26 protein-coding genes and 1 other RNA gene are annotated in these 25,989 nt (G+C 58.4%); 11 read left to right on the top strand and 16 right to left on the bottom strand.

Going from position 1 to position 25,989, the window contains the following annotated elements; genetic code table 11:
• Nucleotides 1-3: 3 nt before the first annotated feature.
• Nucleotides 4-939: an NAD(+) diphosphatase gene (gene nudC, locus LA304_RS12890; RefSeq protein ID WP_224503568.1), complete on the bottom strand. Its 936-nt coding sequence runs from the start codon at nucleotides 937-939 to the stop codon at nucleotides 4-6.
• 157 nt (nucleotides 940-1,096) lie between these two features.
• Here nudC and LA304_RS12885 point away from each other — a divergent pair, with 157 nt between their 5' ends.
• From LA304_RS12885 to recR, 9 genes are all read left to right on the top strand, one after another.
• Nucleotides 1,097-3,085: a bifunctional 2',3'-cyclic-nucleotide 2'-phosphodiesterase/3'-nucleotidase gene (locus LA304_RS12885; RefSeq protein WP_396022191.1), complete on the top strand. Its 1,989-nt coding sequence runs from the start codon at nucleotides 1,097-1,099 to the stop codon at nucleotides 3,083-3,085.
• A gap of 219 nt (nucleotides 3,086-3,304) precedes the next feature.
• On the top strand, nucleotides 3,305-4,312 hold the full coding sequence (locus LA304_RS12880; protein ID WP_224503566.1) for an ABC transporter substrate-binding protein: 1,008 nt from the start codon (nucleotides 3,305-3,307) through the stop codon (nucleotides 4,310-4,312).
• Between the two features lie 77 nt (nucleotides 4,313-4,389).
• Entirely contained in the window at nucleotides 4,390-5,184 is a 795-nt protein-coding gene (locus LA304_RS12875) for an ABC transporter ATP-binding protein (protein WP_224503565.1), read from the top strand.
• Nucleotides 5,184-5,948: an ABC transporter permease gene (locus tag LA304_RS12870; RefSeq protein WP_224503564.1), complete on the top strand. Its 765-nt coding sequence runs from the start codon at nucleotides 5,184-5,186 to the stop codon at nucleotides 5,946-5,948. The genes LA304_RS12875 and LA304_RS12870 overlap by 1 nt, the downstream gene beginning before the upstream one ends.
• 136 nt (nucleotides 5,949-6,084) lie before the next feature.
• An RNA gene (gene ffs, locus LA304_RS12865) (signal recognition particle sRNA small type) lies at nucleotides 6,085-6,183 on the top strand.
• A 101-nt stretch (nucleotides 6,184-6,284) separates the two neighbouring features.
• The gene (gene rsgA / locus LA304_RS12860; RefSeq protein ID WP_224503563.1) at nucleotides 6,285-7,328 is read left to right on the top strand and encodes a ribosome small subunit-dependent GTPase A; all 1,044 of its coding nucleotides are present in this window, start codon (nucleotides 6,285-6,287) and stop codon (nucleotides 7,326-7,328) included.
• Between the two features lie 84 nt (nucleotides 7,329-7,412).
• On the top strand, nucleotides 7,413-9,188 hold the full coding sequence (locus LA304_RS12855) for a DNA polymerase III subunit gamma/tau (protein ID WP_224503562.1): 1,776 nt from the start codon (nucleotides 7,413-7,415) through the stop codon (nucleotides 9,186-9,188).
• A gap of 32 nt (nucleotides 9,189-9,220) precedes the next feature.
• Nucleotides 9,221-9,565: a YbaB/EbfC family nucleoid-associated protein gene (locus tag LA304_RS12850; protein ID WP_224503561.1), complete on the top strand. Its 345-nt coding sequence runs from the start codon at nucleotides 9,221-9,223 to the stop codon at nucleotides 9,563-9,565.
• A gap of 8 nt (nucleotides 9,566-9,573) precedes the next feature.
• Entirely contained in the window at nucleotides 9,574-10,167 is a 594-nt protein-coding gene (gene recR, locus LA304_RS12845) for a recombination mediator RecR (protein WP_224503560.1), read from the top strand.
• Between the two features lie 64 nt (nucleotides 10,168-10,231).
• On the opposite strand, the gene LA304_RS12840 is transcribed toward recR, so the two are convergent.
• The 9 genes from LA304_RS12840 to LA304_RS12800 form a co-directional block, all read right to left on the bottom strand.
• Nucleotides 10,232-10,630, bottom strand: a complete 399-nt coding sequence (locus LA304_RS12840) for an SCP-2 sterol transfer family protein (protein WP_224503559.1) — start codon at nucleotides 10,628-10,630, stop codon at nucleotides 10,232-10,234.
• A gap of 42 nt (nucleotides 10,631-10,672) precedes the next feature.
• On the bottom strand, nucleotides 10,673-12,394 hold the full coding sequence (locus LA304_RS12835) for a nickel-dependent hydrogenase large subunit (protein WP_224503558.1): 1,722 nt from the start codon (nucleotides 12,392-12,394) through the stop codon (nucleotides 10,673-10,675).
• On the bottom strand, nucleotides 12,391-13,776 hold the full coding sequence (locus LA304_RS12830; RefSeq protein WP_224503557.1) for a (Fe-S)-binding protein: 1,386 nt from the start codon (nucleotides 13,774-13,776) through the stop codon (nucleotides 12,391-12,393). Before LA304_RS12830 ends, LA304_RS12835 begins: the two co-directional genes overlap by 4 nt.
• Nucleotides 13,773-14,429 (bottom strand): nitrate reductase, encoded by a 657-nt coding sequence (locus tag LA304_RS12825; protein WP_224503556.1) that lies wholly within the window; start codon nucleotides 14,427-14,429, stop codon nucleotides 13,773-13,775. Before LA304_RS12825 ends, LA304_RS12830 begins: the two co-directional genes overlap by 4 nt.
• Entirely contained in the window at nucleotides 14,426-15,526 is a 1,101-nt protein-coding gene (locus tag LA304_RS12820) for a hydrogenase small subunit (RefSeq protein ID WP_224503555.1), read from the bottom strand. The genes LA304_RS12825 and LA304_RS12820 overlap by 4 nt, the downstream gene beginning before the upstream one ends.
• Complete coding sequence (locus LA304_RS12815) at nucleotides 15,523-15,939, bottom strand: hydrogenase expression/formation protein (RefSeq protein ID WP_224503554.1); 417 nt, start codon at nucleotides 15,937-15,939, stop codon at nucleotides 15,523-15,525. Before LA304_RS12815 ends, LA304_RS12820 begins: the two co-directional genes overlap by 4 nt.
• Nucleotides 15,936-16,448 (bottom strand): HyaD/HybD family hydrogenase maturation endopeptidase, encoded by a 513-nt coding sequence (locus LA304_RS12810; RefSeq protein ID WP_224503553.1) that lies wholly within the window; start codon nucleotides 16,446-16,448, stop codon nucleotides 15,936-15,938. The genes LA304_RS12815 and LA304_RS12810 overlap by 4 nt, the downstream gene beginning before the upstream one ends.
• A 289-nt stretch (nucleotides 16,449-16,737) precedes the next feature.
• Nucleotides 16,738-17,040 carry a HypC/HybG/HupF family hydrogenase formation chaperone gene (locus tag LA304_RS12805; RefSeq protein ID WP_224503552.1) on the bottom strand — a complete coding sequence of 101 codons (303 nt, stop codon included), beginning with the start codon at nucleotides 17,038-17,040 and terminating at the stop codon, nucleotides 16,738-16,740.
• 151 nt (nucleotides 17,041-17,191) lie between these two features.
• Nucleotides 17,192-17,929 carry a DUF1013 domain-containing protein gene (locus tag LA304_RS12800; RefSeq protein WP_224503551.1) on the bottom strand — a complete coding sequence of 246 codons (738 nt, stop codon included), beginning with the start codon at nucleotides 17,927-17,929 and terminating at the stop codon, nucleotides 17,192-17,194.
• Nucleotides 17,930-18,107: 178 nt separating this feature from the next.
• Here LA304_RS12800 and LA304_RS12795 point away from each other — a divergent pair, with 178 nt between their 5' ends.
• The gene (locus LA304_RS12795) at nucleotides 18,108-18,716 is read left to right on the top strand and encodes a ribonuclease T2 family protein (protein WP_224503550.1); all 609 of its coding nucleotides are present in this window, start codon (nucleotides 18,108-18,110) and stop codon (nucleotides 18,714-18,716) included.
• A 4-nt stretch (nucleotides 18,717-18,720) separates the two neighbouring features.
• Here the strand turns inward: LA304_RS12795 and LA304_RS12790 are convergent, their stop codons facing one another.
• Both LA304_RS12790 and LA304_RS12785 read right to left on the bottom strand, forming a co-directional pair.
• Nucleotides 18,721-19,707: an NAD(P)H-quinone oxidoreductase gene (locus tag LA304_RS12790; RefSeq protein WP_224503549.1), complete on the bottom strand. Its 987-nt coding sequence runs from the start codon at nucleotides 19,705-19,707 to the stop codon at nucleotides 18,721-18,723.
• Entirely contained in the window at nucleotides 19,704-20,408 is a 705-nt protein-coding gene (locus LA304_RS12785) for a COQ9 family protein (RefSeq protein WP_224503548.1), read from the bottom strand. The genes LA304_RS12790 and LA304_RS12785 overlap by 4 nt, the downstream gene beginning before the upstream one ends.
• Nucleotides 20,409-20,521: 113 nt before the next feature.
• On the opposite strand from LA304_RS12785, the gene rpsU reads away from it, so the two are divergent.
• The gene (rpsU, locus tag LA304_RS12780; RefSeq protein WP_058263026.1) at nucleotides 20,522-20,728 is read left to right on the top strand and encodes a 30S ribosomal protein S21; all 207 of its coding nucleotides are present in this window, start codon (nucleotides 20,522-20,524) and stop codon (nucleotides 20,726-20,728) included.
• A 108-nt stretch (nucleotides 20,729-20,836) separates the two neighbouring features.
• On the opposite strand, the gene LA304_RS12775 is transcribed toward rpsU, so the two are convergent.
• The 4 genes from LA304_RS12775 to LA304_RS12760 all read right to left on the bottom strand — a co-directional run bounded on the left by LA304_RS12775 (nucleotide 20,837) and on the right by LA304_RS12760 (nucleotide 25,987).
• Entirely contained in the window at nucleotides 20,837-22,795 is a 1,959-nt protein-coding gene (locus LA304_RS12775; protein ID WP_224503547.1) for a DEAD/DEAH box helicase, read from the bottom strand.
• Between the two features lie 117 nt (nucleotides 22,796-22,912).
• Entirely contained in the window at nucleotides 22,913-23,284 is a 372-nt protein-coding gene (locus tag LA304_RS12770) for a DUF779 domain-containing protein (RefSeq protein ID WP_224503546.1), read from the bottom strand.
• Between the two features lie 86 nt (nucleotides 23,285-23,370).
• A complete protein-coding gene (adh, locus tag LA304_RS12765) occupies nucleotides 23,371-24,891 on the bottom strand; it encodes an aldehyde dehydrogenase (protein ID WP_224503545.1) in 1,521 nt (506 codons plus the stop codon).
• A gap of 136 nt (nucleotides 24,892-25,027) precedes the next feature.
• On the bottom strand, nucleotides 25,028-25,987 hold the full coding sequence (locus tag LA304_RS12760) for a GAF domain-containing protein (RefSeq protein WP_224503544.1): 960 nt from the start codon (nucleotides 25,985-25,987) through the stop codon (nucleotides 25,028-25,030).
• Nucleotides 25,988-25,989 lie beyond the last annotated feature (2 nt).

Below are 25,989 nucleotides of genomic sequence, written 5' to 3'. Positions count from 1 at the left end.
CGGTTATGCGCGGTGATCTTCAAGCCATTTGCGCATCAGGAAATGCGCAAGGGCGCCTTTTCTCGGCGCAGACACTTCAGGATGCTCGCCTGCAAAAATTTGCATCATTTCTTCTCGACTCACCCACCGCGCCTCTTCGATCTCGGTCGGGTCAATGATGATCTCTCGGGTCAGGGCCTTTGCCCGGAACCCGAGCATGAGAGACGCCGGAAACGGCCATGGCTGAGAGGCGACATACTCGACCTCGCCGACCCTGACGCCAGCCTCTTCGAACACTTCCCTACGGACAGCGGCCTCAAGCGGCTCCCCCGGTTCGACAAACCCCGCAAGGATCGAGAAAAATCCGGTCGGCCATTCCGCGTTCCGCCCGACGAGGACATCATTCCCGTGTGTCACAAGCATAATGACAACCGGATCGGTGCGTGGGAAATGTTGACCTCCGCACGCTCCGCAATCCCGCCGCCAGCCACCCTCTGACATCTGGCTTTGCGCTCCGCAGCGCGCGCAGAAGCCGTGATTCCGGTGCCACTCTAACAGCCCCCGCGCCGTGGCGGCGATCTCAGCCTCAAGCGGGGAAAGCGTCGTCATTACCGCGCGAAGGTCATGGAATGCGTGGTCTGGCAGTCCATCACAGTGCACGGCAGCTGTCGACCAGGATGACAGTGCCTCTGCCTCATCGCCCAACGGCTCCAAAGCACTCACATCATGCGCGAGAACCGGAGCGCCGTCAGGCAAAAGACCCAAAAAGATAGAGTCGTCAGCGATTTCAGGCGGCGCCGAGCCAAACTGCAAATCACCGTGTTCAGAGACAGGAACGCGCCCGCGCCACAGGGGAAGCCAACGCGCGGAAGTGTCCGCCGCGAGGGTCTCTGTCTTGGTACGTAGATGCGCCGCCCTGTTCAGTGTTCCGGCTCCGAGAGCCACCGCTTCGTTTTTCATGGGAGCAGTTAGGCAGAGTTCTCTGCGAAGCCAACAGTGCTTCTCGACCTCTGAGCAACGCGACGCCCCGAGTTGTTGCCAATCTGCGACAAGGTTTCGCGACACGGAACAGCATCGCGCCGCGATCCCAGATATTCTGCGTTTGGAATTGAACTACATGAAAACCTTGTTCATTTTAGCGCCAAATCCATCGCGCGACGTGGACGATACCGCACAAGATACAACGGGGCCCGTTTTGACATCGCTTCACAAATTTTCGGAACAGGCACGTAACAACGAAGCGCACCTACGCGTGTTGGAAACGACGGACCTCCACGTCCACATTTTTCCGTATGACTACTATGCCGACCAACCCGTGAACGCCTTTGGATTGGCGCGCACGGCCTCGCTGATCGAAACAGCACGTTCCGAGGCGCGCAACTCCGTGCTTTATGACAACGGAGACTTCCTTCAAGGCAATCCCATGGGCGACTATATCGCCTATGAACGCGGCATGAGTAATTCGCTCGAACACCCTATGATCACCGCGATGAACACGATCGGCTTTGATGCTGGAACCCTCGGCAACCATGAGTTCAACTATGGCATGGAGTTCCTGCTAAATACCGTCGCTGGTGCGAATTTCCCGATCGTCTGCTCAAATGCGATTGTCGACAAGCAAGAGAACCCTCTCGACGACGCAACGCTCCTGCCCCCCTATGTTCTCATCGATCAAGAGATAATCGACGGAACCGGCGCGACGCAGACGCTCAAGATCGGGTTGATCGGGTTCCTGCCGCCGCAAATTATGATGTGGGACCGTAAAATCCTCGAAGGAAAGGTCGTCGCACGCGACATTATCGAGACTGCCCGCGCCTACGTTCCCGAAATGAAAGCGAAGGGCGCAGACCTCATTATTGCCCTCAACCACTCTGGTATCGGGCCAACAGAACACACCACAGGCATGGAAAACGCGGCGGTCCCGCTTGCGGGCATTGACGGGATCGACGTCGTGCTCACCGGTCACACACATGGTGTGTTCCCCTCGCCGGACTTCGAGGGTCGCGACGGGATCGACGCAGAAAATGGGCTGATTCACGGAAAGCCGGCGACTATGGCAGGGCACTGGGGTTCCCACCTCGGGGTCATTGATCTCCTGCTCGAAAAAGACGGAGAGAGTTGGCGCGTGCAGGAGGCCTCCGTCGAGGCACGCCCTATCAGCCAGACTAACCCTGATCACTCCATCACACCCCTCGTGAAGAGTGTAACCAACGTCCTCGACTCCGTGCGGGACGTCCACGAGGAAACGCTCGCCTATGTACGGCGGCCAGTCGGAAAGACGTCCGCGCCTCTTCATTCCTACTTCGCCTTGGTCGCCGACGATCCCTCTGTGCAGATCGTTGCCAATGCGCAAATTCTGTATGTGCAAGAGATGATGCAGGGCACAGAGCACGAGGGCCTTCCGATCCTTTCCTCTGCGGCTCCGTTCAAATCCGGCGGGCTCGGTGGTCGGCTCCATTACACGGACGTGCCAGCGGGCGATATCGCGATCAAGAACGTCGCCGACCTCTACCTCTATCCGAACACCATCCGCGCACTTCGGATCAACGGCGCGCAACTCAAAGGCTGGCTTGAGCGGTCAGCGGGGCTCTTCAACCAGATTCCGTCGGGCGCGACCGACGCCCTGCTGCTCAATCCGATCTTTCCCTCCTATGATTTCGACGTGGTCGATGGAGTGACCTACCGGATCGATGTGACCCAGCCGTCCCGCTTCGGACGATATGGAGAGCTTTTGGACCCATCCGCTACGCGCATTATCGATCTCTGCCATGACGGCATTCCCGTGACGGACGACATGGAGTTCATCATCGCGACAAACAACTATCGTGCTGGTGGCGGCGGCCAGTTTCCCGGCGCGGACGGGACGACTGTTGTCTTCGAAGGCCCCGATACAAACCGCGACATCCTCGTGCGCTACATCATTGAGCAAGGCACGATCAATCCGACGGCAGACAATAACTGGTCACTTGCACCGATTGGCGACACCACCGTCCTGTTCCAGACAGGACCTGGCGCGAAGAAACACATCTCACAACTCGAAGGTCTCACTCTCGAAGAGGCTGGAGAAACGTCGGACGGGTTCACACTCTATAGGCTTCATCTCTGACCCGGAGCGCACAAGTTTCGCGCAAGTGAGTCGAAGCGGGGCGCCACACTCCTGCATCCTCGCGTCGCACGATTTCAATTTGTTTACCAATTGGGCAAATTTGAATTATGTGCTCAATTTTTGACCGACCACAAAAATCGTATACAACATTGTAAAACGGGCACTCGCGGGGCGCCCTTCTCACGGTCATTCTATCAAAGAACGAAACAGGGGAGCTTCATGTTCAACAAATCCATTACAACTTTCGCCGCCTTCGCACTGACCGCTACCGCGGCCTATGCCGAGACTGCGATGCCGTTCGCCCTCGACTGGAAATTCGAAGGCCCGGCCGCCCCGTATTTTACCGCCGTTGAAAAAGGCTATTTCGCGGATCAAGACCTCGCCGTCGAAATCTCCGCAGGCCAAGGTTCGCTCGACGCGATCCCGAAAGTAGCCACGGGCGCTTTCCCGGTCGGCATGGCTGACATCAACTCTCTGGTGAAATTCCTTGACCAGAACCCGGGCGCACCTGTCATCGGCATGATGATGGTCTACGATGCTCCGGCATTTGCAGTCGTTGGCCGCAAATCGCTTGGCATTGAGGCTCCGAAAGACCTCGAAGGCAAAGTCCTCGGCGCTCCGCCGCCGGATGGCGCATGGGCACAGTTCCCGATCTTCGCCGCCGAGAACGATCTCGACATGGAAGCGATCACCGTCGAGCCGGTCGGCTTCCCGACCCGTGAACCGATGCTCGCAGAAGGCAAAGTCGATGCTGTCACCGGCTTCAACTTCTCGTCTTATCTGAACCTCGTGCGCCTTGGCGTGCCGGAGGACGACATCTCCACCATCATGATGTCCGACTATGGCGTGAACCTCTACGGCAACGCTCTGATCGTGAACTCCGACTTTGCAGCGGAAAACCCTGATGCAGTCAAAGGCTTCGTGTCCGCAGTTCTTTCCGGCTGGAAAGACGCAGTCGCCGACCCGAAAGCCGCTGTGGAATACATGATCAAGTATAACCCGGCTTCTGACCTCGATCTGGAAACCCGTCGCCTTCAGCTCGCCATCGATGGCAACGTCTATACTGACTACGTCGCCGAAAACGGCATGGGGGGCATCGACGAAGAGCGTTTCGTCGGCTCCCTCGAGCAGCTGAAAATGGTCTACGAATTCAACGCAGACCCTGACGCAAGCCTCTACTTCACCGAAGACTACCTGCCGGCCGCTGACGCGCGCATGCTGAAGTAATCGACTGAAAAGATTGCGAGCGGGCGCGGGACCTACACAGGCTCGCGCCCGTTTTCATGCGGGCGAAAGGCGAAGACATGGCAAACCTCATTGATATCAAAGGCGTAACCCACGCCTACAAAACAGAAAACGGACCCTTGCCCGTTCTCGACAACCTCAACATTTCCGTTCCCGAGGGCGACTTCTGTGCTGTCGTCGGCCCGTCGGGCTGCGGAAAATCCACGCTGACGAAACTGGTCGCGGGTCTCATGAAACCTGACGAGGGCGAAGTCTGGCTCCACGGCGAGAAAGTGACCTCTCCCCGCTCGACGGTCGGAATGGCCTTCCAGAACCCTGTCATGCTCGAATGGCGCACGATCCTGCAAAACGTGCTTTTGCCGCTCGAAATTGTCCCGAACAAAATGACGAAGGCCCAGAAAGAAGAGCGCGGTCGCGAACTTCTCGCGCTCGTGGGTCTCGAGGGGTTTGAGGACAAACGCCCGTCCGAGTTGTCCGGCGGGATGCGCCAGCGGGCCTCCTTGTGCCGCGCCATCGTTCACAAGCCTGACGTACTCATCATGGACGAACCGTTCGGCGCGCTCGATGCCTTCACCCGAGAAGACCTCTGGCAGACCATGCACGCCCTTCGTGCAGAAGAACCGTTCACAGGCGTCCTGATCACACACGACCTACGTGAAAGCGTCTATCTCGCCGACGAGGTGATCGTGCTCTCCGGTCGCCCCGCAACCACGCAGCATGTCGAGAACGTGAAACTTGGCGGTCGCACGGACCTCGAAGTCATCTACACGCCCGAAGCCACCGATATCCTGCATCGCCTGCGCCATCAGATCGAAATCGCCCAAGGCCGCGCACCGGATGAGGAGGCCGCGTGATGAAACACTGGAAAAAAATCGCTACGCCAACCATCGCGATCATCATCTTCCTCGCGTTCTGGGAATTCATCGTCTGGGTAAACCAGTGGCCGAACTACAAAATGGCGTCCCCGTCCGACCTTCTTCCGGCCTACACGAAATACTGGAATCTGTTCCTCATATACGGCTGGCAAACGCTCTGGCGCACGGTCGTGGGCCTGTTGGTTGCTGTGATCTTCGGCACGCTTCTCGGGATGGTCATGGGCTTTTCGCGGACGATGCGCGATGCGCTCTATCCGCTGCTTGTCGGCTTCAACGCAATCCCGAAAGCCACTGTTGTTCCGGTGCTCGCCCTGATCCTGATCGGTCAACACAACCTGAATACGGTGTTGATCGCGTTCATGATCTCGTTCTTCCCGATCTCTGTGGCGGTCTCCATCGGTCTCTCGACGCTTGAGCCAGAGTATCGCGACATTTTGCGCTCTCTTGGGGCGTCGAAATGGACGATCTTCTGGAAAATCGCCCTCCCCAAAACGCTTCCGGAGTTCTTCGGTGCACTGAAGGTTGCCGTAACGCTCGCCTTCATCGGGACCAACCTCATGGAGATTGTAGAGCCGCACGGTCGCGGTCTCGGACACCTGTTCGATAGCGGCAAGATCAACGCCGATTATCCGCTGATGTTTGCCGTTCTGATCGCTTTGGCGTTCCTCGGCATCTTTCTCTACTACATCGTCGTTGGGCTTGAGAAAATCTTCGCAGGCTGGGCGGAACGTCCGCAGGGGTAAAGCGCACTCAAAAGTTTCGAGCAGAGTGAAGGGGTGCCCAAGCGGTGCCCCTTCATCTTTTCCGGCACACACCCACCGAAAACACACGGCACTGCGCCCTCTTGCGAATCCGGCATATGACCACTATGTAACGGCTTGAGAGGTTGGCGCGGGCGAGCGCCTCGCCAACCCGGTCAGGTCCGGAAGGAAGCAGCCGTAACGAGCCCCGCTTGGGTCGTTGTCCAGCCTCTCACCTCATCCCCCTTAAATGTCACACTCGAACACTCGGCCCCTTTCGGCCTTGTTCTTATGCCTTTGCGCGGCAATATAGATGAAACTTTCGCAGCGCGTGGCAACATGATCCCGAACCTGACCGACCTGGGCTGGTCCCAGTTTTTCAACGGCCAACTCGATCTCGTAGAGACCGAAACCCTGACCCCCGTTCGCCTTTCCGAAGTGCGCCGCCGCTCTGTCGTGGCGCTGAATGCGAATTTGGACCGGATCGAGATTGCTCTGACGGGCGATCACGTCGCAACTGACATGGCCGTAGGTGATTTCGCGCTGACGGACGGTGAGCGCATCATTCGCGTCTTGGACCGAAAGACCGTCATTTCGCGCAAGGCTGCCGGTCTCGCCGCACAGGCGCAACTCATCGCCGCCAATATCGATACGCTGTTCATCACCACGTCCTGCAATCAGGACTTTAACGAGGCCCGCCTCGAACGCTATCTCGCCATCGCGATTGAGGCCGAGGCCACTCCGGTGATCGTCATCACCAAGGCGGACAAACCCGAGGACATGGCCGCAGAGGCCTATGAGGCCCGCGCGAAAGATCTCTACGACGGGGCCGAAGTCCTCCTGATCAACGCAAAGTCGCCGGACGACATCGCACGGCTCGAAAGCTACTGCGGATTGGGGCAGACCATCGCGCTCGTCGGGTCCTCCGGTGTCGGCAAATCGACCATCGCGCGCGGCCTCACGGGTGAGGACATCGAAGTCGGGGACATTCGTGAGGACGACGCGAAAGGGCGTCACACCACCACGTCCCGCTCCATGCACCGCATGCACGCGGGTGGCTGGCTCATCGACACGCCTGGCATGCGCGAACTCGCTCTGCATGATGCGTCTGAAGGCATCGCGACACTTTTCGAGGACATCACGGACCTCGCCACGATGTGCAAGTTTTCCGACTGTCAGCACCGCTCCGAACCCGGCTGTGCCATCACAGCGGCGATTAAGGCCGGTGATCTCGACGAAGAGCGGTTGGAGCGCTGGCGCAAGCTTATGGAAGAAGACGCACGTAATTCCGAGAGCATCGCAGAGGCGCGGGAACGCGGGCGGAAATTCTCGAAAATGGTGAAATCCGTGAAGAAGGTCAAAAGCGCCAAGCGCGACCAGTAAGACCAGCAAACTCAGAACTGCGAATGAGGTTGCGGGGACAGGCCCCCGCCCTTACTTTAACTCGCAAAGCAGGGGAGCACCTACATGACCGACACCAACACCGGCTACAAGGTTCTGGCGCGCAAATACCGCCCGGAGACTTTCGCCGATCTGATCGGTCAGGACTCCATGGTCCGCACGCTCAAGAACGCCTTTGCTGCCGACCGGATCGCGCAGGCGTTCATCATGACGGGTATTCGCGGGACCGGCAAAACCACGACCGCGCGCATCATCGCCAAAGGCATGAACTGTATCGGACCGGACGGAAACGGCGGACCGACGACCGAACCGTGTGGTGAGTGCGAACACTGCGTCGCCATCACAGAGGGCCGGCACGTCGACGTGATGGAAATGGACGCTGCATCCCGCACGGGTGTGAATGACATCCGCGAGATCATCGATTCCGTCCACTACCGCGCGGCCTCTGCCCGCTACAAAATCTACATCATCGACGAGGTGCACATGCTCTCGACGTCGGCCTTCAACGCGCTGTTGAAGACCCTCGAAGAGCCGCCCGCCCACGTCAAATTCATCTTCGCAACGACCGAAATCCGCAAAGTGCCGGTTACAGTTCTGAGCCGGTGTCAGCGTTTTGACCTCCGCCGGATTGAGCCAGAGGTGATGATGAACCACCTGTCGTCGATTGCAGGGAAAGAAGGCTCTGAGGTTGCTCAGGATGCCCTTGCGCTCATCACACGCGCGGCGGAAGGCTCCGTTCGCGATGCGCTCTCGCTCCTTGATCAGGCGATTTCCCATGGTGCTGGCGAAACGACCGTCGATCAGGTCCGCGCGATGCTCGGCCTTGCAGATCGCGGGCGCGTACTCGACCTGTTTGATATGATCATGGCAGGAAATGCGGCTGGCGCGCTCGAAGAACTCGGCGGACAATACGCCGATGGGGCCGACCCTCTCGCCGTTTTGCGCGACCTTGCGGAAATCACGCATTGGGTCTCCGTTATCAAAATTACACCAGCCGCCGCCGAAGACCCGACCATTGGTCCGGATGAGCGCGCCCGCGGTTTGGACATGTCTGTTCGTTTGCCGATGCGGGTGCTGTCGCGCATGTGGCAGATGCTCTTGAAGGCAATCGAAGAGGTTTCTTCCGCGCCGAACGCCATGATGGCCTCCGAGATGGCGGTCATCCGTTTGACGCATGTCGCCGACCTGCCACTGCCCGAAGATCTCGTGCGCAAGCTCAACGAACAGAACCCGCCGCCGCGTCCGCCGTCCGGACCTGCGGGTGGTGGCGCTCCGGCTGGAAACGGTGAGAGTGTCTCTGCGCAGGGCGGCCAGATGCCCTCCTCGCGCGGTCCGGTTCATGCCCCGACAATGTCCGCTGGAGGTGCAGCCGCGGCCCCCGCCCAAGCACCTGATGTGGCCCTTGCCCGCTTCACGTCATTCGAGAGTCTTGTCGATCTTGTCGGTGAACACCGCGACATGAAGCTCAAGATCGACATGGAAACCCATATGCGCATCGCCGCTTACAAACCGGGTTTCATCGAATTCGAGCCAGCTGGTGACGCGCCTGCGGACCTCGCGCAGCGCCTGCAAAGCCGCCTCCACGCCTTCACCGGCCATCGCTGGGGCGTGACGATTGCGAAGGCGCCCAAGGGCACAACGACAATCCGCGAGGTCAAAGACGCGGCTCAGCGCGCTCTGGAAGAAGAAGCCAAACAGCACCCGATGGTTGCGAAGGTATTCGAACTCTTCCCAGGTGCGAAAATTGCAGAAATCCGGACACCCGAAGCCATCGCCGCTGCCGCAGCAACGGATGCGCTTCAGGAAGTCGAAGATGAATGGGATCCGTTCGAAGAGAACTGATCCATCCCCGAATACACTCTAGGAGACCCACAATGTTCAAAGGCCTCGGTGGTCTCGGCGATATGGCCGGGATGATGAAAAAAGCGCAGCAGATGCAGCAAGACATGGCTGACCTGCAGGAAAAGCTCGAAACGATGACTGTGACCGGTGAGTCCGGCGCGGGCCTCGTGAAAGCGACAGCGACGGCAAAAGGCCAGCTGACTGGCCTCGACATCGATCCGTCGATCTTCCAGCCGTCCGAGAAGGAAGTTGTGGAAGACCTGATCCTCGCCGCGATTAAAGATGCGCAAGCGAAAGCCTCTGAGAAAGCCGAAAGCGAAATGAAGGCTCTGACCGAAGGGCTCGGCCTTCCGGCAGACTTCAAAATGCCGTTCTGAGGCAACGCGTGAGCGGTCGGCAAGAGATAGAAGATCTGATTGATCTCATGGCGCGGTTGCCGGGGCTTGGGCCCCGCTCCGCGCGGCGCGCCGTTCTGCACCTCATCAAAAAACGTGGCCGCCTGATGCATCCACTGGCGACCGCCATGCAACAAGTGGCCGACAATGCGCGTGAATGCGTCCGCTGCGGAAATATCGGCACGGGCGACCTCTGCGATATTTGCGCGGATGATCGTCGGGCGTCCGGCGAGATTTGCGTCGTTGAAGACGTGTCCGATCTCTGGGCCATGGAACGCGCGCAGGTGTTCAAAGGCCGCTACCACGTCTTGGGCGGGACGCTCTCTGCGCTCGACGGGATTGGACCAGAGGATCTGCGTATCCCTGCCTTAGTTCAGCGGGTTCGCGACGAGGATATTCGCGAAGTTATTCTTGCACTCAGTGCGACCGTGGACGGTCAGACGACAGCCCATTACATCTCTGACGAATTGGGCGAGCGCTGCACAGTGAGTTCCCTCGCGCAGGGTGTGCCGGTCGGCGGAGAACTCGATTACCTCGACGACGGGACGATCACCGCAGCACTCACGGCGCGCAAACGTCTATGAATCGAAAACGCCCTCCAACCGGGTGCCGGGGGGCGTTTCCTATCAAGAGTGCTCTGTTTGGCCGTCAGACGACCTTAGACATAGCCGCAAAACTCTTGATAAAGGGTCCAGCCATGCGCGGGTCTTTGATCATAGCGGAGTAATCCCCAACGACGAACTTCAGCTTACCGGTGGTGTAGGCCACGCCGAGCGTCATCATGTTCGGCGGTTTCTTCATCCATGTATCCCAATTGGCGGCTGGCATACGGATATCCCAGTTGAGTTCCTGCCCGTCATAATCGCCGGAGGAGACGGCTTGACCGTTTTCGACCACGAGAACGCCTTTCGGAGTGTCATCTCCGGCGAACCCGTAGGCGATGGTCGAGCTGAACCCGATCTCCGCCAGAGCACCGCTCAATGCAGGATCGGCATTCCACTCTTTCGCGAAACCGGCCATCCATTCTGATGAGAAAAGTTCACTCATTTCTTCTTCCTTTCAAATTCCATGCCCCGTGCAGGACACGGATCAAGAGACTTTGACCTGCAGGCGCTCTTTGCCGTCGGGGTCCATCACGTGGACAGCGCAGGCGAGGCATGGGTCGAAACTATGGATCGTGCGCAAAATCTCGAGCGGCTGATCCGGATTTTCCATGACGTGGTTGTCCTGAAGCGCGGCTTCGTAAGCGCCAGACTGGCCTTTTTCGTCGCGCGGACCGGCGTTCCATGTGGACGGCACCACGGCCTGATAGTTGGCAATCTTGCCATCTTCGATGACGATCCAGTGGCCGAGGCCGCCGCGCGGGGCTTCCATATACCCAACGCCTTGCGCCTTCTTCGGCCAGCTAGACGGTTCCCAAAGCGTCTCGTTGAACGTCTTGGTATCACCCGCTTTGATGTTCGCGATAAGGGCGTCGTACCAACCCTGCATCGCATCCACGATGACCTTGGTTTCAAGCGTCCGCGCCGCGACCCGACCGAGCGTCGAGAACAGCCCCTCAACCGGAAGGTCAAGCGTCCGAAGCGAACTATCGACGAGCTCCTTCGTCTGCTCATGACCCGAGGCATACATCATCAAGACGCGGGACAACGGGCCGACTTCGACAGCATGCCCTTTCCAACGCGGGGATTTGATCCAGCTATAGGCGCCCTCAACATCGAGATGTGTGTAAGGCGGCTGCGGACCTGTGTAGTTCAGGGCCGTTTCACCGTCATAGGGGTGAAGCCCTTTGTCTTTCCCGCCTTCATAGTCATACCAAGAGTGCGCCACGTACTCTTCAATCTGGTCCGGCGCATTCAGGTCGATGTCGTGGATGGTCGAGAGATCACGATCGAGGATCACGCCTGCCGGAACGAGATTAGTCGAAGCATCGCCATACCCTGCGGCGGGGAATTCACCGTAGGACATGAAGTTGCCGAGACCCTCACCTTTGAACGCCCAGTCTTTGTAGAAAGACCCGATGGCCAAAGTATCCGGCACGTAGACATTTTCGACAAAATCGCGTGCCATTTTGATAATATCAGCGACTTTTTGCAGCTTTTCAGCGTTAATTGCGCTATCCGAATTCAGATCAATCGGCGAAGGAACGCCGCCGACGACAAAGTTCGGGTGCGGGTTTTTACCGCCAAAGATCGCGTGCAGCTTGGCAATTTCGCGCTGCCATTTGAGCGCTTCGAGATAGTGCGCGACGGCCATGAGGTTGGCTTCGGGTGGCAGTTTGTAACCCGGATGGCCCCAGTAGCCATTCGCGAAAATCCCGATCTGTCCGGTTTCGACAAAGCCCTTCAATTGTGCCTTAACATCGGCGAAATATCCGGGCGAGGACATCGGATGTTTGGAGATCGACTGCGCCAGTTCCGAAGTTGCTTTCGGATCAGCATCAAGCGCGGAAACCACATCCACCCAATCTAGCGCATGCAGGTGGTAGAAGTGCATCACGTGGTCATGCACAAACTGTGCTGCGATCATCAGGTTCCGAATGATCTGCGCGTTCTGCGGAATTTCATAGTTCAGCGCATTCTCAACAGACCGAATAGAGGCCATGCCGTGCACCAATGTGCAAACCCCGCAAATCCGCTGCGCGAAGGCCCAAGCGTCGCGTGGGTCGCGGCCCTTCAGGATAACTTCGATCCCGCGCACAGAAGTCCCGGAGGAGTAGGCGGAGGCGATTTTGTCGCCGTCCATCTGCGCCTCGATGCGCAAATGCCCTTCGATCCGTGTGATAGGATCGACAACGATACGTTCGCTCATACCTTATCTCCCTCGACTGTCTCTTTTTTCGGAAGGTGTGCTGCAATGATGGCGGCGAGGCTTTCGACTGGAATAGAGTCGCCTGCTTTGACTTTGCCGACTTCGAAATTCATCCGGCAGGATCCGCAGGACACGACGAGCTCTTCGGCACCAGCGGCTTCGATCTCGCCCATTTTCACACGGTAGCCAACGCGTTTGAGTTTGTCGGCAGACGGCAACAGGAAGTTCGCTGCACCGCCGCCGCAGCAGAAGTTATACTGACGGTTGGATTCAGTTTCGTGCAGGTCATATCCGCAGGCCTTGAGAATCTCGCGCGGCTCATCAAACACGCCGCCCCAACGACCAACCTTGCACGGATCATGCAGCGCAATCGGTTTCGGGTGGCTTTTCTTTTCGAGCTTCAGACGACCATCCATCACGGCACGCCCGAAGTATTCGGACACGGTCATCACCTCGAAATTGACAGGACGCCCCATGGCCTCCGCCGCGCCGAAACGTAGCGCCGGATAGGAGTGACCGCATTCCGGCACGATTACGGTTTTCACGCCAAGTGCTTCGATGGCTTCGGTGCTGTGCTTGGTCAGCTTTTTCTTGGTCGCGTCATACCCAGACAACGACCCGAAGTTCGCCCCCTCATATGCGTCTGTCGCGAGAGTGTAGTCCACGCCCATATGATGCAGAGTCTCAATGGCCCCACCCGTCGCGTCTGCGAAGAGGTGAATATCGAGGCCGGACGTCATAAGAAGAACATCCGCGCCCTTCTTATTCAGCGGGATCTCGAAACCGAGCTTCTGTTGAATGTCCTGAATGCGGAACATGAACAGGTCTTCGTCGGCCCCAAAGATCGTGCCATCGGCCTCCTGACCATCCCGCATGTAACGCAATTCGGCAGGAGCCAGACCCGCCGCCGCCATCGCGGAGCGGTTCAGCGACACAAGATCGCCGATGTTGATCGCGGACGGGCAAACCATATTGCAGCGCCCGCACATTGTGCAGCTGTCATAGACAAGCTCCACCTGGTTCCGCAGGTCTTCCACTGTGATATCCGGTGTGAATGGCTTGAGCAGCCAGCTCAGCGGGCTCAGTTCGCGTTTGTAGACCTTCTTCAGCAGATCGAGTTTGTGGATCGGCGTGTATTTCGGGTCTTCGGTTCCGATGAAGAACTGGCAAGCCTGCGCACACGCGCCGCAGTGGAGGCATGCATCAAGCTGCACCGCGACGTTATTGTCGATGCCTTTGAGGAAGACCTCCTTGGCGCGTTCGACACGTTCCTCGTCAGTCATTTCAGGGGCAGGGTCGGCCAATTCGCCGATACTCGCCGCCATGCCGTAGAACATGGCAAAGGCTTCCTCGCGTTCTTGTTTGGTGATGACTTCGGTCATGCTTCAACCCCCCGACGCCAGAATTTCACTCCCAGAATATAGCGGGACGGGAGCACGGTTATGACATGGAACAATTTCGAGAACGGGAACCACACGAGCAGCAGCGCGACGGACAGGAAGTGCAGCGCGAGCAGTGTTTCGTAGGGCAGGACCCCGATGTGGGTGAAGGTCGCGAAGCCTGTCGCAAACGGCAGGATCGTGACGATCACGCTCGAATAATCGTTAAAGTTAGAGATGTAGCGCAGCATCGGGTTCGTCATCCGGCGCACGAGCAGGATCACGAGAATGCCGAGCGAAACGGCGGCAACCGGAAGGACGACGGAGTTCGGAAGTGCGGGCCAGCCAAAGCCGACGAGACCTTTGAAGAACATCACATGGACCTGGAAGAAGAACACCGTCAACACGAAGCCAACGTGCCAAATCCAGCCAAGCAAGTATTGGAAGCCAACGCGCTTTGCGAAGACTTTCGGGAGCAAGAAGCGCGAGAACATCGTTTTCACGCCAGCGCCAGCCAGACCCTTTTTACGGTCCTTCGAAAGAGGTCTTGAGCGCAGCATCAAAAGCAGCCCCAAGGTGCGCCAGAGCATCCCGATGACAAAGATCACAGCAGCCCACTGTAGCGCAGGGCCACGCGCGAATTCGAGCAATGTCATTGGCTCTCCTCCTCGGCTTTTGTTGGGGTGAACGCTTTCGCGGGTGCGGCTTTGATTTTCTTCTGCTGGCTGCGGGCGGCTGCACCAGCCGCAGCGCCAACGCCGACGCCGACAGCACCGGCCAAAGCAACGGTTCCGGCATCGAGATGCGTGGCCGTGGACAGCGGGTTGTAGAAGCTACCCGCATCCCAGAAGTTCGGCTCGGAACAGCCGAGGCACCCGTGACCGGCTTCGATTGGGAAACTCGTGCCCTCGTTCCATTTGAGAACAGCGCAGGCGTTGTAGGTCGTCGGGCCTTTGCAACCGAGTTTGTAGAGGCACCAGCCTTTTTTGGCGCCCTCATCATCAAAGCTTTCTGCAAACTGTCCGCGTTCATAGAATGGGCGGCGATAGCAGCGGTCGTGGATATTCTGACCGTAAAAAACTTTGGGCCGGTTCAGGTGATCAAGCTCCGGCAACTCACCGAAGGCGAGGTAATGCGCGAGAACGGATGTCATAACGGCGGGGATCGGCGGACAGCCCGGAACATTGACGATGGGCTTGTCCTTAATCACGTCAGAAACGGCGACCGCATCGGTCGGGTTCGGGTTCGCATAAGGAATGCCACCAAATGCGGAGCAGGTGCCCATACAAACGATCGCGGCCGCGCCCTCGGCGACGTGTTTGAGCGTGTCGATGTTACTCTCACCCGCCGTGGTGGAATAGCCCATGTTGCCGGTCGGCACAGAGCCGTCGACGATCACGAGGTAGTTGCCCCAATTCTCTTCCATCGCGATCTTGCGGGCTTCTTCGGCCTGATGGCCGGAGGCGGCCATGATCGTGTGGTGGTAGTCGAGCGAGATGGTCTCGAAGATCATGCTCTCAATCGACGGCGTATTGGATCGCAAGATCGACTCAGAGCAGCCCGTGCATTCCTGGAAGGAGAGCCAGATGACCGACGGTCGCCGTTGACTTTCTAGGGCGTTCGCAATGTGCGGCACCATGGTTGGCGGCAGGGCGAGCAATGAAGCAGTGGTCGCGCAATATTTGAGGAAGGCCCGCCGCGAGACACCTCGCGCCTGTAGTCGATCCCCTAAGGTTAAATCGGTTTTTGTCATAGGGCCTCCTCCTCGCTGGAAAGTTCCAATCTGGCTTCGAGACGGGTCAGTGCGGCGCGCATGTCGGACGGGTGCGCGACCAGTATTTCGGGAATTCGGGTGACCTCGATGTAACGGGCGAGGGTCATTTCCTCGGAGGCGCGATGGATCACGCGCCAGACACCGGCAAAGCTCGTTTCAATGACCTCAGAAGGTCCGCCCGCGTCGATCTCCGCGTGCACTTCGCCCGTGCCGAGTGCGGCTTCGAATTCTTCGGTTTCCGCCTTGGTCATCGGGATTCCGCTCAGATCAATCGTCGTGGGTTCTCCGGTCTCTGCGAGATGACGCAGGGCATGGCGAATTTCGTTGAGGAGCAGGATGACGTTGCCCGTTTCGGGTTTCGGCATGAAGTCTTTGAGTGTCAGATCGGTCATTGCGCGGCCTCCACACATTCCGCGTTCCAGCGGCTCAGAACGTCGTGCGCCATCTGGATCGCCGTGGGCATGGCGGCCTCAACCGCGGGGCTGAGTTCCAATCCCCATCCAACATGCGCTGGCTCAATCGCGACCAAGGCGCGACGGGCGGGCAAGTCTCCCGTCATCCGCGCCATGTCCAAAAGGTCTGTCAGGCCGACTTCATGCACGGTGAGCTTTCCGGAGCGGACAAAGTCGTCCATCTCTTTGCCTTCAAGGACCCGAACGCTGCCCACCGTCGCATTCAGTCGCGCCGCATCGAACACAATCAAAGCATCTGCTGCGCCAATCTCATCGGCGAGGGTGAAGGAGAGCGTTCCTGCGTCGAGCAGGCTGACGCCTAGCAGTTCGCCGTAGGCTTCTTGAAACCGTTTGATCGCCTGCGGACCCACCGCCTCGTCCGTCAAAAGTGAGTTTCCAACACCCATGACGAGCACGTTCAGATGGCCCAAATGCTTTGCCGTGTCCAAGTTCGCCTCCCAGACTTTCGCAAATATTACATTCTGAGAATATTTTAATCCGAGGTCCGAAAACTTTGCGCTAGGACAAACGTGGTCATGTCTTGCACAAAGAACCCTGAGAACCCAGCCTTAATCGCTCAGAACATTGAAACTAAATAATAAAATAGAGATTCAGATCGACATGGCGCCTCTCGGCCCGCCCAAAAACCGAAAACTCGCCTACCAACCAAACACCAACACCGGAAACCAACTTTCCTAATGCGCATGACGCAAAATCTCATGCGCAAAGCCTATAAATTTAGTCAGAGTCGGCGCTCGGAGGCCGCGGCGGCTCCCGCCCGATGAGGTCCGCAAACAGATGATCGACCTGCGTTTCGCCCTGCTTGACCATGTCCAGCGCGTGCAGCGCATCGAGGATTTGGCGGGCGTCTGCCTCTGTCATCACCTCACGCGCAATCCCGAGATGCACCGTGACCCAATCACCAATCTGAACCTCTGATAAGAACGTCGTATCCACGCAGTGCAGCTCGCCATCCTTTTCACAGGTTGCGGTGTTTATGCCGTCACGCGAGACGACTTTCATTGGATAGGCGAGGCACATCGATCAATCCCCGTGAAGTAGTGACTTGCCTTGCGTCTTACTCCGACGCGCCTTCACCCTCCTTGAGCCGCATCAAAGTGGATAAAAAAGACCCCCGCCCGATTTCTCCGGCAGGGGTCTCAAATTGCGGTCCTGATGGAACGAGAGAGGATCAATCCTCGTCTTCGTCGTCCCCGTTATCAGGCAGGTTGAAGAAGCTGTCCGCATCCGGAACGCTCTCGTCTTTTTCTTCTTCGTCATCCGAACCGGAGAGGGAGAAGGCTTCGAGACCGGAGATCGCCGTCGGGATTTTCGGCTCTGCTTCGGCAGCCAGAGAATCCTCGGTGGAGAGGAGCTTGCGGCGCTCGTCGTCGGTCATGCCGGCTTCGCGGTTCTTCGCGGCTTTTTGAACGGCTGCGTCGAGTTCGGACTGCTTACACAGGCCGAGAGCAACCGGATCGATCGGCTGCATGTTTGCGATGTTCCAGTGCGTGCGCTCGCGGATCGACTGGATCGTCGGCTTCGTGGTGCCCACGAGTTTCGCGATCTGGCCGTCGGTCAGCTCCGGGTGGAACTTCACGAGCCACAGGATCGAGTTCGGACGATCCTGACGCTTGGACAGCGGAGTGTAACGCGGGCCGCGACGCTTTTCTTCGCCGGTCGCAGCAGCGTTGAATTTGAGTTTCAGACGGTGAAGCGGGTTGTCCTCACCAGCTTTGATCTCATCTGCCGTCAGCTGGTTGTTCGCAATGGGGTCAAACCCGCGCACACCGCCAGCAACATCACCGTCAGCGATGCCTTGAACTTCAAGCTCGTGCAGGCCGCAGAAATCGGCGATCTGTTTGAAGCTCAACGTGGTGTTATCAACCAGCCAGACGGCGGTGGCTTTTGCCATGATCGGTTTTGCCATGGGTCACACTCCTTAAAATTCGGCTCTTCCCCGGATACAACTTCTCCGTCGCCTGAAAGGGCTATCCCCGTCTGGGAATGGTTCTCGTTGTCGGGGAACTTGAGGGTTGTATAGTGCCGAAAAGCAAAAGAGGGAAGAGAAAATGCGTAAACGGATCGTGACTGCTTTGACGTGCGCCATGTCCATTTCGACCAGCGCTGCTTGGGCAGATGGCGAGCCGGCGGGCGATTTTGACTACTATGTCCTCGCTCTCTCATGGTCCCCGACGTGGTGTGCGCTAGAAGGTGACGCACGCAATTCTCCGCAATGTGACCGCCCTCTCGGCTGGGTGCTCCACGGCCTGTGGCCGCAGTATGAAACCGGCTGGCCCGCCTATTGCCATACCTCTCAGACGGACCCGTCAAAGCGCCAAACCGCTGCGATGGAAGACATTATGGGGACAGATGGCGCCGCGTGGTATCAGTGGAAGAAACACGGTCGGTGCTCGGGACTTCCTGCGCAGGAATACCTCGACACCGCGCGAGACGCATATGACTCCGTTACACGTCCGCTGGTCTTTCGGAACCTGACACAGGATGTGAAGCTGCCGGCCTCCATCGTCGAAGAGGCATTTCTCAAAGAAAATGAGGGGCTTGATCCAGACGAGATCACTGTCACCTGCAAGGACTATCGCATTCAGGAAGTGCGCATCTGCCTGACGCGCGACTTGGAGCCGCGTGAATGCGGAGCGGACGTGATCAGAGATTGCACGCTAGACGACGCCCTTTTTGAGGCGATTGATCCCTAAGACCTTAGACCTTCAAGACGATCTTCCCGATATGCGCGTTGGTCTCCAGATAGGCATGCGCTTTGGCCGCATCCTCCAAGGCAAACTCACTATCCATGATCGGGCCGACTTGACCGGATTCGATGAGGGGCCAGACGCGCGCCAGAAGGGCCTCCGCAATCTTGGCCTTCGACGCGTCCGATTGCGGTCGGAGCGTCGAACCCGTCACCGTCAGGCGTCGCATCATGATCTGCGCGAAATTCAGCTCAGCCTTGGAGCCTTGCAGGAACGCGATGTTCACGAGACGACCCTCCATCGCCAAAGCACGAATGTTGCGCGGGATGTAATCGCCACCAACCATATCGAGAATGAGATTCGCGCCACCCTCGCCTTTAAGGACTTCCACAAAATCCTCTTCGCGATAATTGATCGCGCGTTCTGCCCCGAGCTTCAGACAGGCGTCGCACTTCTCCGCGCTGCCTGCAGTCGCAAACACGCGGGCGCCGAACGAGCGCGCCAACTGAATGGCAGTCGTGCCGATACCCGAGGAACCACCGTGAACAAGAAAACGCTCACCGGCCTCAAGACCGCCACGATCAAACACATTGGTCCATACAGTGAAGAACGTTTCCGGCAGACAGGCAGCCTCTTTTAGCGACAACCCCATCGGAATCGGCAAAGCATGAGCCGCAGGCGTCGCGACATATTCCGCATAGCCACCACCCGGCAGCAAAGCACAGACCTCATCACCGACAACCCAGTCAGACACAGCGGCACCAACAGCAACCACTTCACCGGACGCTTCCAGCCCCGGTAAATCGGACGCATCTGGCGGCGGATTGTAGAGACCAGCACGCTGTAGCGCGTCGGGTCGGTTCACACCCGCATAAGCTACTTTGATCACGATCTCATCGGCTTTGGGTTGCGGCACAGGGCGCGTGCAGGGTTTCAGAACTTCCGGACCGCCGGGCGTCGAAATCTCAATCGCGCGCATCTCTGTTGGGAGGCTCATGATGTTGTCTCTTCGGACTGCGTTCCCGGCACATCGTCACGGAGCGCGCCCGCGGGCGCTTTCACCATCGAAAGAACCGCATTTGGCAAGGCAAACATCGCGGAGAGCGCCTTGTTCTCGCGCACCGTCGCTTTGGCTTTTTCGATCTGCATAACATCGTCAATCCGGCGATCAAGGAACGCTTTGGTGTCAACAAAGCCTTCGCTATCGTCACCGAGCCAGAACAGAACCGTGGACGCAAACACGCCGGAGAGCGTCGCGCGTTTTGTGTACCAGTTTACATCATCAGATGTGTCTCCGAGCGCCGTCCATATCGCGTCTGCCGTTTCCCAAACGAGGCGCGTGCCCTCAGCAGCCGTGTGCGGCAGAGAGAAAAGCGACATGCCGCGACGGACCACTTCGCGATCCACGCTCTGCAAACGAAGCCAGACAGCATAGGCGATCCGGTCCCGAAACCGCATCTCGGAAAGGTCTGTCTCGGAAAGGGTTTTGACCATCTCGCGATCGCCGCGCTTGTGATAGGCAGCCGCCAGATCGAGCGACCCACGCGGCGCGGCAACTCGCGCCAAACCTTCGGAAACATCCGAATCAGCGACAGCCGCCTTGAAAGTTTCAGGCCCCCAACCGTCGAAAACCACGTGAATCAGGGCGGCATCGAGCAGCTTTTCGAGCGTCGGATCAGGATAAGCGGTGGTTGGCATCTCTTTGTCCTCTTTCGGGTCTCGGGGCATAGTAGACAAGGTAGCTTGGCTTTGCTATATGGCCACTTCCTGCAATCTCTTGCAAATCTAACTTAGGAAGGTGGTGACACCACATGCAGGTTAGCGTTCGTGATAACAACGTCGATCAGGCACTCCGTGCTCTGAAGAAAAAACTTCAACGTGAAGGCGTTTTCCGTGAAATGAAGCTCAAGCAACATTTCGAGAAGCCGTCCGTGAAGAAAGCGCGCGAGAAGGCCGAGGCCGTCCGTCGTGCTCGCAAGCTGGCTCGTAAAAAAGCTCAGCGCGAAGGTATGCTCTAAGAGCGACGTTTCGAGCGGTCCCTCACGGGACAAAGAAAATACAACCCCCGGAAGCTCAGGCCTCCGGGGGTTTGTTTTTGGAATTCAGATTTTATTTGGTGCGTGGAGTTATCCCTTACGGCGCGGTGTCGCGTCGCCGCCCTTTTGCGGAGGCTTGCCGCCTTTGCGGTGCGGCTTTTTCGCGAATTTCCCACCAGGCTTGCCTGGCTTGTCGTATTTCGCTTTTGGCTTTCCACCCTCTGCACCGTGGCGCGGTTTGCGCGGCTTTGCTGGTGCGTGCGTCGCGTCGTCCCGCTCTTTGCGGGGCTTCTTCTCGTAGGGTTTCTTCTCGTAAGGCTTTTTACCGGCCGGCTTCTTGTCGAACGACGGCTTCTCGCGCTCTTCCAGATATTCCGCCGACGACGTATTGCCGCGCGGCTTGTCAAAATTCCGCTTACCCTTCGGACCGGATTTCTGCGGACGACCCGCAGGGCTACGGCGCTCTTTGGAGAATGCCGGTGCGCCCTCAAGCGCGGTCACTGTGATGTCGTCCTCAAGAACACCGCCGTTGCCGATCCGGTCAATGAACCCGCCGGCTGCAGACTCCTGCAATTCCACGAAGGTCTCCGTGTCCTCCATGCGAATCTTACCGATCTGGGCCTTTTCCAACCCGCCAGCACGGCACAGCAGCGGCAAAAGCCAGCGCGGTTCCGCATTCTGCTGACGCCCGACGGACAGGGACACCCATTTCGACGGACCGAACGCAGCACGCGGATCTTGTGGGCGCTGAGCGGTGTGGGCGTTCAGTTCCTCGGGGGCGGAAAGGCCCGCACGGTACAGACGCAGACAGGCAGCAGCGATTTGCTCCGCACTGTAGGTTTCGAGCATCTTGGCCGCGAACGCCTTTTCACCGTCGGTGATTTCTTCCTGCCACGCCGGGTCGTCCATCAGACGTTTTTCGTCGAGCTCCAGAATGTCTTCAGCCGTCGGTGCATAGGTCCATTCTGCTTCAATCTTCGCCCAGCGCAGAAGGCGCATCGCCTTTTTCGAGATGTTGTCCGGCGCGATAAGCGCGGAAATCCCTTTGCGACCTGCACGACCCGTCCGGCCGGATCGGTGCAACAGACCTTCGGTGTTGGTCGGCAGATCCGCGTGGATCACGAGGTCAAGTTTGGGCAGGTCGATCCCGCGCGCAGCGACGTCGGTCGCAACGCAGACACGCGCACGACCATCACGAAGCGCTTGGAGCGCGTGGGAGCGTTCGTCCTGAGACAGCTCACCGGAGAGGCTGACGACAGAGAAGCCGCGGTTGGAGAAACGCGCGGTCAGACGTGCAACAGCGGCACGGGTGTTCGCAAACACGATCGCGGTTTCCGCATCGTGGTAGCGCAGCATGTTGATGATCGCGTGCTCGGAGTCACGCGGCGCGCACTGGATCACCTGATAGGAGATGTCGGTGTGCTGAGCCTTTTCGGAAATCGTGGAAATCCGGACGGCGTCGCGCTGATAGGTTTGAGCAATCTGCGCGATAGATTTCGACACCGTCGCAGAGAAGAGCAGCGTGCGGCGCTCTTCCGGTGCTTCGCCGAGCATGAATTCGAGATCTTCGCGGAAGCCGAGATCGAGCATCTCGTCCGCTTCATCGAGAACAATCGCACGGATCGCGGTCAGATCGAGAGCCCCACGCGTGATGTGGTCGCGCAGACGACCGGGCGTCCCGACAACGATATGCGCACCGCGTTCGAGGGCACGGCGTTCGTTGCGGGCATCCATCCCGCCAATACAGGTCGCGATGCGCGCGCCTGCTTTGCCGTAGAGCCAGCCCAACTCGCGAGCGACCTGCATCGCGAGTTCCCGCGTCGGCGCAATGACGAGCGACAGCGGTGCCTCGGCCCGGTCGAAATGCTCTGCCTCACCCAACAGTGTCGGCGCGATCGCGAGGCCGAAGCCCACGGTCTTGCCGGACCCTGTCTGCGCAGACACGAGCAAATCCGCGTCCACGAGTTCGGGCGCGGTGACAGCGGTCTGCACATCGGTCAGAGTTTCATATCCACGCTCGGCGAGCGCGTCGGAGAGGGGCTTTAGCATCACGGGAATCCAATCAGGGGGCGCCAACGGGCGCTCAAGTTGCCCCCTTTAACGGGTTTGATGCGTTATGTCTAATGAAAGCGGAAAGAGTCAGAATCTGTGACAATCGCGAGACGATTAAGCGCTTTCGACGGCTTTTAGCGCCTCATATTCCTCATCCGTGAACACACGCGCTTTGGAGAGGAAGCATTTTCCGCGGCCTGTATCGAGGGAGAAGCCGGCCCCGTGGCCTTTGCCTGCGTCGAGGATCATCTGGCTGTTTCGCCAGATCTCGAACAGGGATTCGGAAATGTAGACCGGCGCGCCTTCGATCTCGCCCAGCTTCACGTCACGTGAGCCGATCATGTAGTCGCCATCTTTGAAACACATCGGAGAGGAGCCATCACAGCAGCCGCCCGATTGAACAAAAATGACCGGACCATGATCGGCGACGATCTCGGCCAAGAGCTCTTTTGCTGCTTCGGTGGCGATCACGCGGTCGATGGTCATGGTCCGGCCTTTCGATAAGGGCTGCGGGATCTGTGACTGCAGAAGAGGGGGAGGAGGCACAGATCCCGCAGGGGGACAAGGAGGACTTAGAAGAAGCCCAACTTGTTCGGGTTGTAGCTCATCAAGATGTTCTTGGTCTGCTGGTAGTGGTCCAGCATCATCTTGTGAGTTTCGCGACCGATACCGGACTGCTTGTAACCGCCAAAGGCAGCGTGAGCCGGGTAAGCGTGGTAGTTGTTCACCCACACACGGCCTGCTTCGATGGCGCGACCAAAGCGGTAGCAGCGGTTTGCGTCACGGGACCAGACACCGGCGCCGAGGCCGTACATGGTGTCGTTTGCGATCTCGAGAGCTTCGGCTTCGTCTTTGAAGGTCGTGACGGACACAACCGGGCCAAAGATTTCTTCCTGGAAGACGCGCATCTTGTTGTGACCTTTGAGGATGGTCGGCTTGATGTAGAAGCCGTTCTCAAGGTCGCCGCCGAGATGCTCTTCGTCACCGCCGGTGAGCACTTCTGCGCCTTCGTCACGACCGATCTGCAGGTAGGACATGATTTTGTCATGCTGTTCCTGAGAAGCCTGAGCGCCAACCATGGTTGCCATGTCACGCGGGTCGCCACGAACGATGGCTTCAACGCGGGCAATCGCACGCTTGATGAACTCATCGTAGATGTCTTCCTGGATCAGAGCACGCGACGGGCAGGTGCAAACCTCACCTTGGTTGAAGGCGAAGAGCACGAAGCCTTCGACTGCTTTGTCGAGGAATGCATCGTCTTCAGCCATCACGTCGGAGAAGAAGATGTTCGGGGACTTGCCGCCGAGCTCGAGCGTCACCGGAATGAGGTTCTCGGTGGCGTATTGCATGATCATGCGGCCGGTTTGGGTCGAGCCGGTGAATGCGATTTTCGCGATGCGCGAGGACCGTGCGAGCGGCGCGCCCACTTCGGCACCGTAGCCGTTCACGATGTTCAGAACACCTGCGGGCAGAAGGTCTGCGATGTGCTCCATCATCACCATGATTGCAGCAGGGGTCTGCTCGGCCGGTTTCAGGACAACACAGTTACCTGCAGCCAGAGCCGGTGCGAGTTTCCAAGCCGCCATGAGAACGGAGAAGTTCCACGGAATGATCTGGCCCACAACGCCGAGCGGCTCGTGGAAGTGGTAAGCAACGGTGTCCGCATCGATTTCGGACATGGTGCCTTCTTGACCACGCAGAACGCCTGCGAAGTAGCGGAAGTGGTCGGAGGACAGCGGAATGTCAGCAGCCATCGTTTCACGGATCGGCTTACCGTTGTCCCAGGTCTCTGCGGTTGCGATGTGCTCGAGGTTCTCGTCGATGCGGTCTGCGATTTTCAGCAGGATGTTGGAGCGCTCGGCAGCAGAGGTTGCACCCCAAGCCGCTTTCGCAGCGTGTGCAGCGTCCAGTGCGAGTTCGATGTCGGCAGCGTCGGAACGGGCGACTTCGCAAACTTTCTCACCGGTGATCGGCGTGATGTTGTCAAAGTAGCGGCCGTTTACCGGCGGGGTCGGTTTGCCGCCAATAAAGTTGTCGTAGCGCTGCTTGAATGGCGAGGCGTATTTCGCCTGTGCGTCAGCTTGAACGTTCATGTATTTCCTCCTCGGTTGGCCTGACGCTCCTCGACGTCAGTGTATGCAAAGAGGATGAACGTTGTTCCCTGCCTGCGTCACCCCCGAGAACAAACGCCGCACCGCGGCAATGTCTCAGGGGTGAGACAGATGTGTCTCAGTTTTCTCCGTACTCCCCGATTCCGAGGCGTTTCATACGGCGATAGAGGGTTGCGCGACCAATTCCGAGCTCTCTGGCAGCCGCAGACATGTTGCCGCCAGCCCGTGCAATCGCCCGCTTGAGGGCCGCACGCTCCGCACGTTCGAGAGCCGATTCTGTCGAGTCGCGGCCAAGGATGTCGGAGGCCGGCATCGGGTCAAAGGACACAGTCGGCCCAAGCCCGTAGGCACGGCGCGCAGCACGGGTTGCCCCGATCACCAGATCGTCCTGATCCACCGCCAAAAGCACCGCGCCCTCCGGGCGATCTTCGGGCGCTGTGATGATGCGTGCCTTCGGAAAAGCCGCGCGGAAAGTATCAATCTCGATCTGTTTCGCGGTCTGCGCCACGACACCCTGAATCAGGCGCGCGTAGGCCTCAGTCTGATCTGCGCGGCAGGACGAGACATCGAGCGCCGCAATCAACTTGCCATCCGGCCCGAAAATCGGCGCATCCATACAGGACATGAGCGTATTGCGTGGCAAGAAGTGCTCGTCGCGATGAATGGTGACCTGACGTTCTTCCGCGAGACAGGTTCCAATGCCGTTGGTGCCCTCTTGCTCCTCGGACCAAACCGCACCGCTACAGAGACCCCAGCTCTGGAATGTATCCGTGTCGGCATCTTTCGAGCGCTGGTCGAGAACGACACCGTCGCGGTCGGTCATCAAGACCGAACACCCGGTGTTTCCGACCATCTGGAACAGTTGATCGAGTTTCGGCGATGCGAGTTCCATGAACGAGCCAAGCCGTTCGCGGCGGGCGCGAATTTCCACGTCGGAAAAGCGCCGCACCGAATGTGATTTAAACGGGTCGAGCCCATGTTTTTTGAGCGAACGTCTCCAGCTCGCTGTAAGGCGAGTTCCTACTGTCCCCGATTCGACAGCTGAAATGACGTGATCTGCGTGTGTTATGCGTGACATGT

This window comes from Celeribacter litoreus (genome assembly GCF_020165855.1).
Lineage (GTDB): Bacteria > Pseudomonadota > Alphaproteobacteria > Rhodobacterales > Rhodobacteraceae > Celeribacter > Celeribacter litoreus.
Note: the sequence above shows the minus strand (reverse complement) of the source record. Positions and strands in the feature narration are given on the sequence as shown.

Coding starts and splice junctions, on each gene's coding strand:
- LA304_RS12880 (WP_224503566.1), top strand. CDS start 3,305: ATGTTCAACAAATCCATTACAACTTTCGCCGCCTTCGCACTGACCGCT.
- LA304_RS12835 (WP_224503558.1), bottom strand. CDS start 12,394: ATGAGCGAACGTATCGTTGTCGATCCTATCACACGGATCGAAGGGCAT.
- rsgA (WP_224503563.1), top strand. CDS start 6,285: ATGATCCCGAACCTGACCGACCTGGGCTGGTCCCAGTTTTTCAACGGC.
- LA304_RS12770 (WP_224503546.1), bottom strand. CDS start 23,284: ATGACCATCGACCGCGTGATCGCCACCGAAGCAGCAAAAGAGCTCTTG.
- nudC (WP_224503568.1), bottom strand. CDS start 939: ATGAAAAACGAAGCGGTGGCTCTCGGAGCCGGAACACTGAACAGGGCG.
- LA304_RS12775 (WP_224503547.1), bottom strand. CDS start 22,795: ATGCTAAAGCCCCTCTCCGACGCGCTCGCCGAGCGTGGATATGAAACT.
- LA304_RS12760 (WP_224503544.1), bottom strand. CDS start 25,987: ATGTCACGCATAACACACGCAGATCACGTCATTTCAGCTGTCGAATCG.
- LA304_RS12875 (WP_224503565.1), top strand. CDS start 4,390: ATGGCAAACCTCATTGATATCAAAGGCGTAACCCACGCCTACAAAACA.
- LA304_RS12885 (WP_396022191.1), top strand. CDS start 1,097: ATGAAAACCTTGTTCATTTTAGCGCCAAATCCATCGCGCGACGTGGAC.
- LA304_RS12855 (WP_224503562.1), top strand. CDS start 7,413: ATGACCGACACCAACACCGGCTACAAGGTTCTGGCGCGCAAATACCGC.
- LA304_RS12820 (WP_224503555.1), bottom strand. CDS start 15,526: ATGACAAAAACCGATTTAACCTTAGGGGATCGACTACAGGCGCGAGGT.
- adh (WP_224503545.1), bottom strand. CDS start 24,891: ATGAACGTTCAAGCTGACGCACAGGCGAAATACGCCTCGCCATTCAAG.
- LA304_RS12815 (WP_224503554.1), bottom strand. CDS start 15,939: ATGACCGATCTGACACTCAAAGACTTCATGCCGAAACCCGAAACGGGC.
- LA304_RS12790 (WP_224503549.1), bottom strand. CDS start 19,707: ATGAGCCTCCCAACAGAGATGCGCGCGATTGAGATTTCGACGCCCGGC.
- LA304_RS12850 (WP_224503561.1), top strand. CDS start 9,221: ATGTTCAAAGGCCTCGGTGGTCTCGGCGATATGGCCGGGATGATGAAA.
- LA304_RS12785 (WP_224503548.1), bottom strand. CDS start 20,408: ATGCCAACCACCGCTTATCCTGATCCGACGCTCGAAAAGCTGCTCGAT.
- LA304_RS12800 (WP_224503551.1), bottom strand. CDS start 17,929: ATGGCAAAACCGATCATGGCAAAAGCCACCGCCGTCTGGCTGGTTGAT.
- LA304_RS12830 (WP_224503557.1), bottom strand. CDS start 13,776: ATGACCGAAGTCATCACCAAACAAGAACGCGAGGAAGCCTTTGCCATG.
- LA304_RS12805 (WP_224503552.1), bottom strand. CDS start 17,040: ATGTGCCTCGCCTATCCAATGAAAGTCGTCTCGCGTGACGGCATAAAC.
- LA304_RS12840 (WP_224503559.1), bottom strand. CDS start 10,630: ATGAGTGAACTTTTCTCATCAGAATGGATGGCCGGTTTCGCGAAAGAG.
- rpsU (WP_058263026.1), top strand. CDS start 20,522: ATGCAGGTTAGCGTTCGTGATAACAACGTCGATCAGGCACTCCGTGCT.
- LA304_RS12825 (WP_224503556.1), bottom strand. CDS start 14,429: ATGACATTGCTCGAATTCGCGCGTGGCCCTGCGCTACAGTGGGCTGCT.
- LA304_RS12870 (WP_224503564.1), top strand. CDS start 5,184: ATGAAACACTGGAAAAAAATCGCTACGCCAACCATCGCGATCATCATC.
- LA304_RS12795 (WP_224503550.1), top strand. CDS start 18,108: ATGTCCATTTCGACCAGCGCTGCTTGGGCAGATGGCGAGCCGGCGGGC.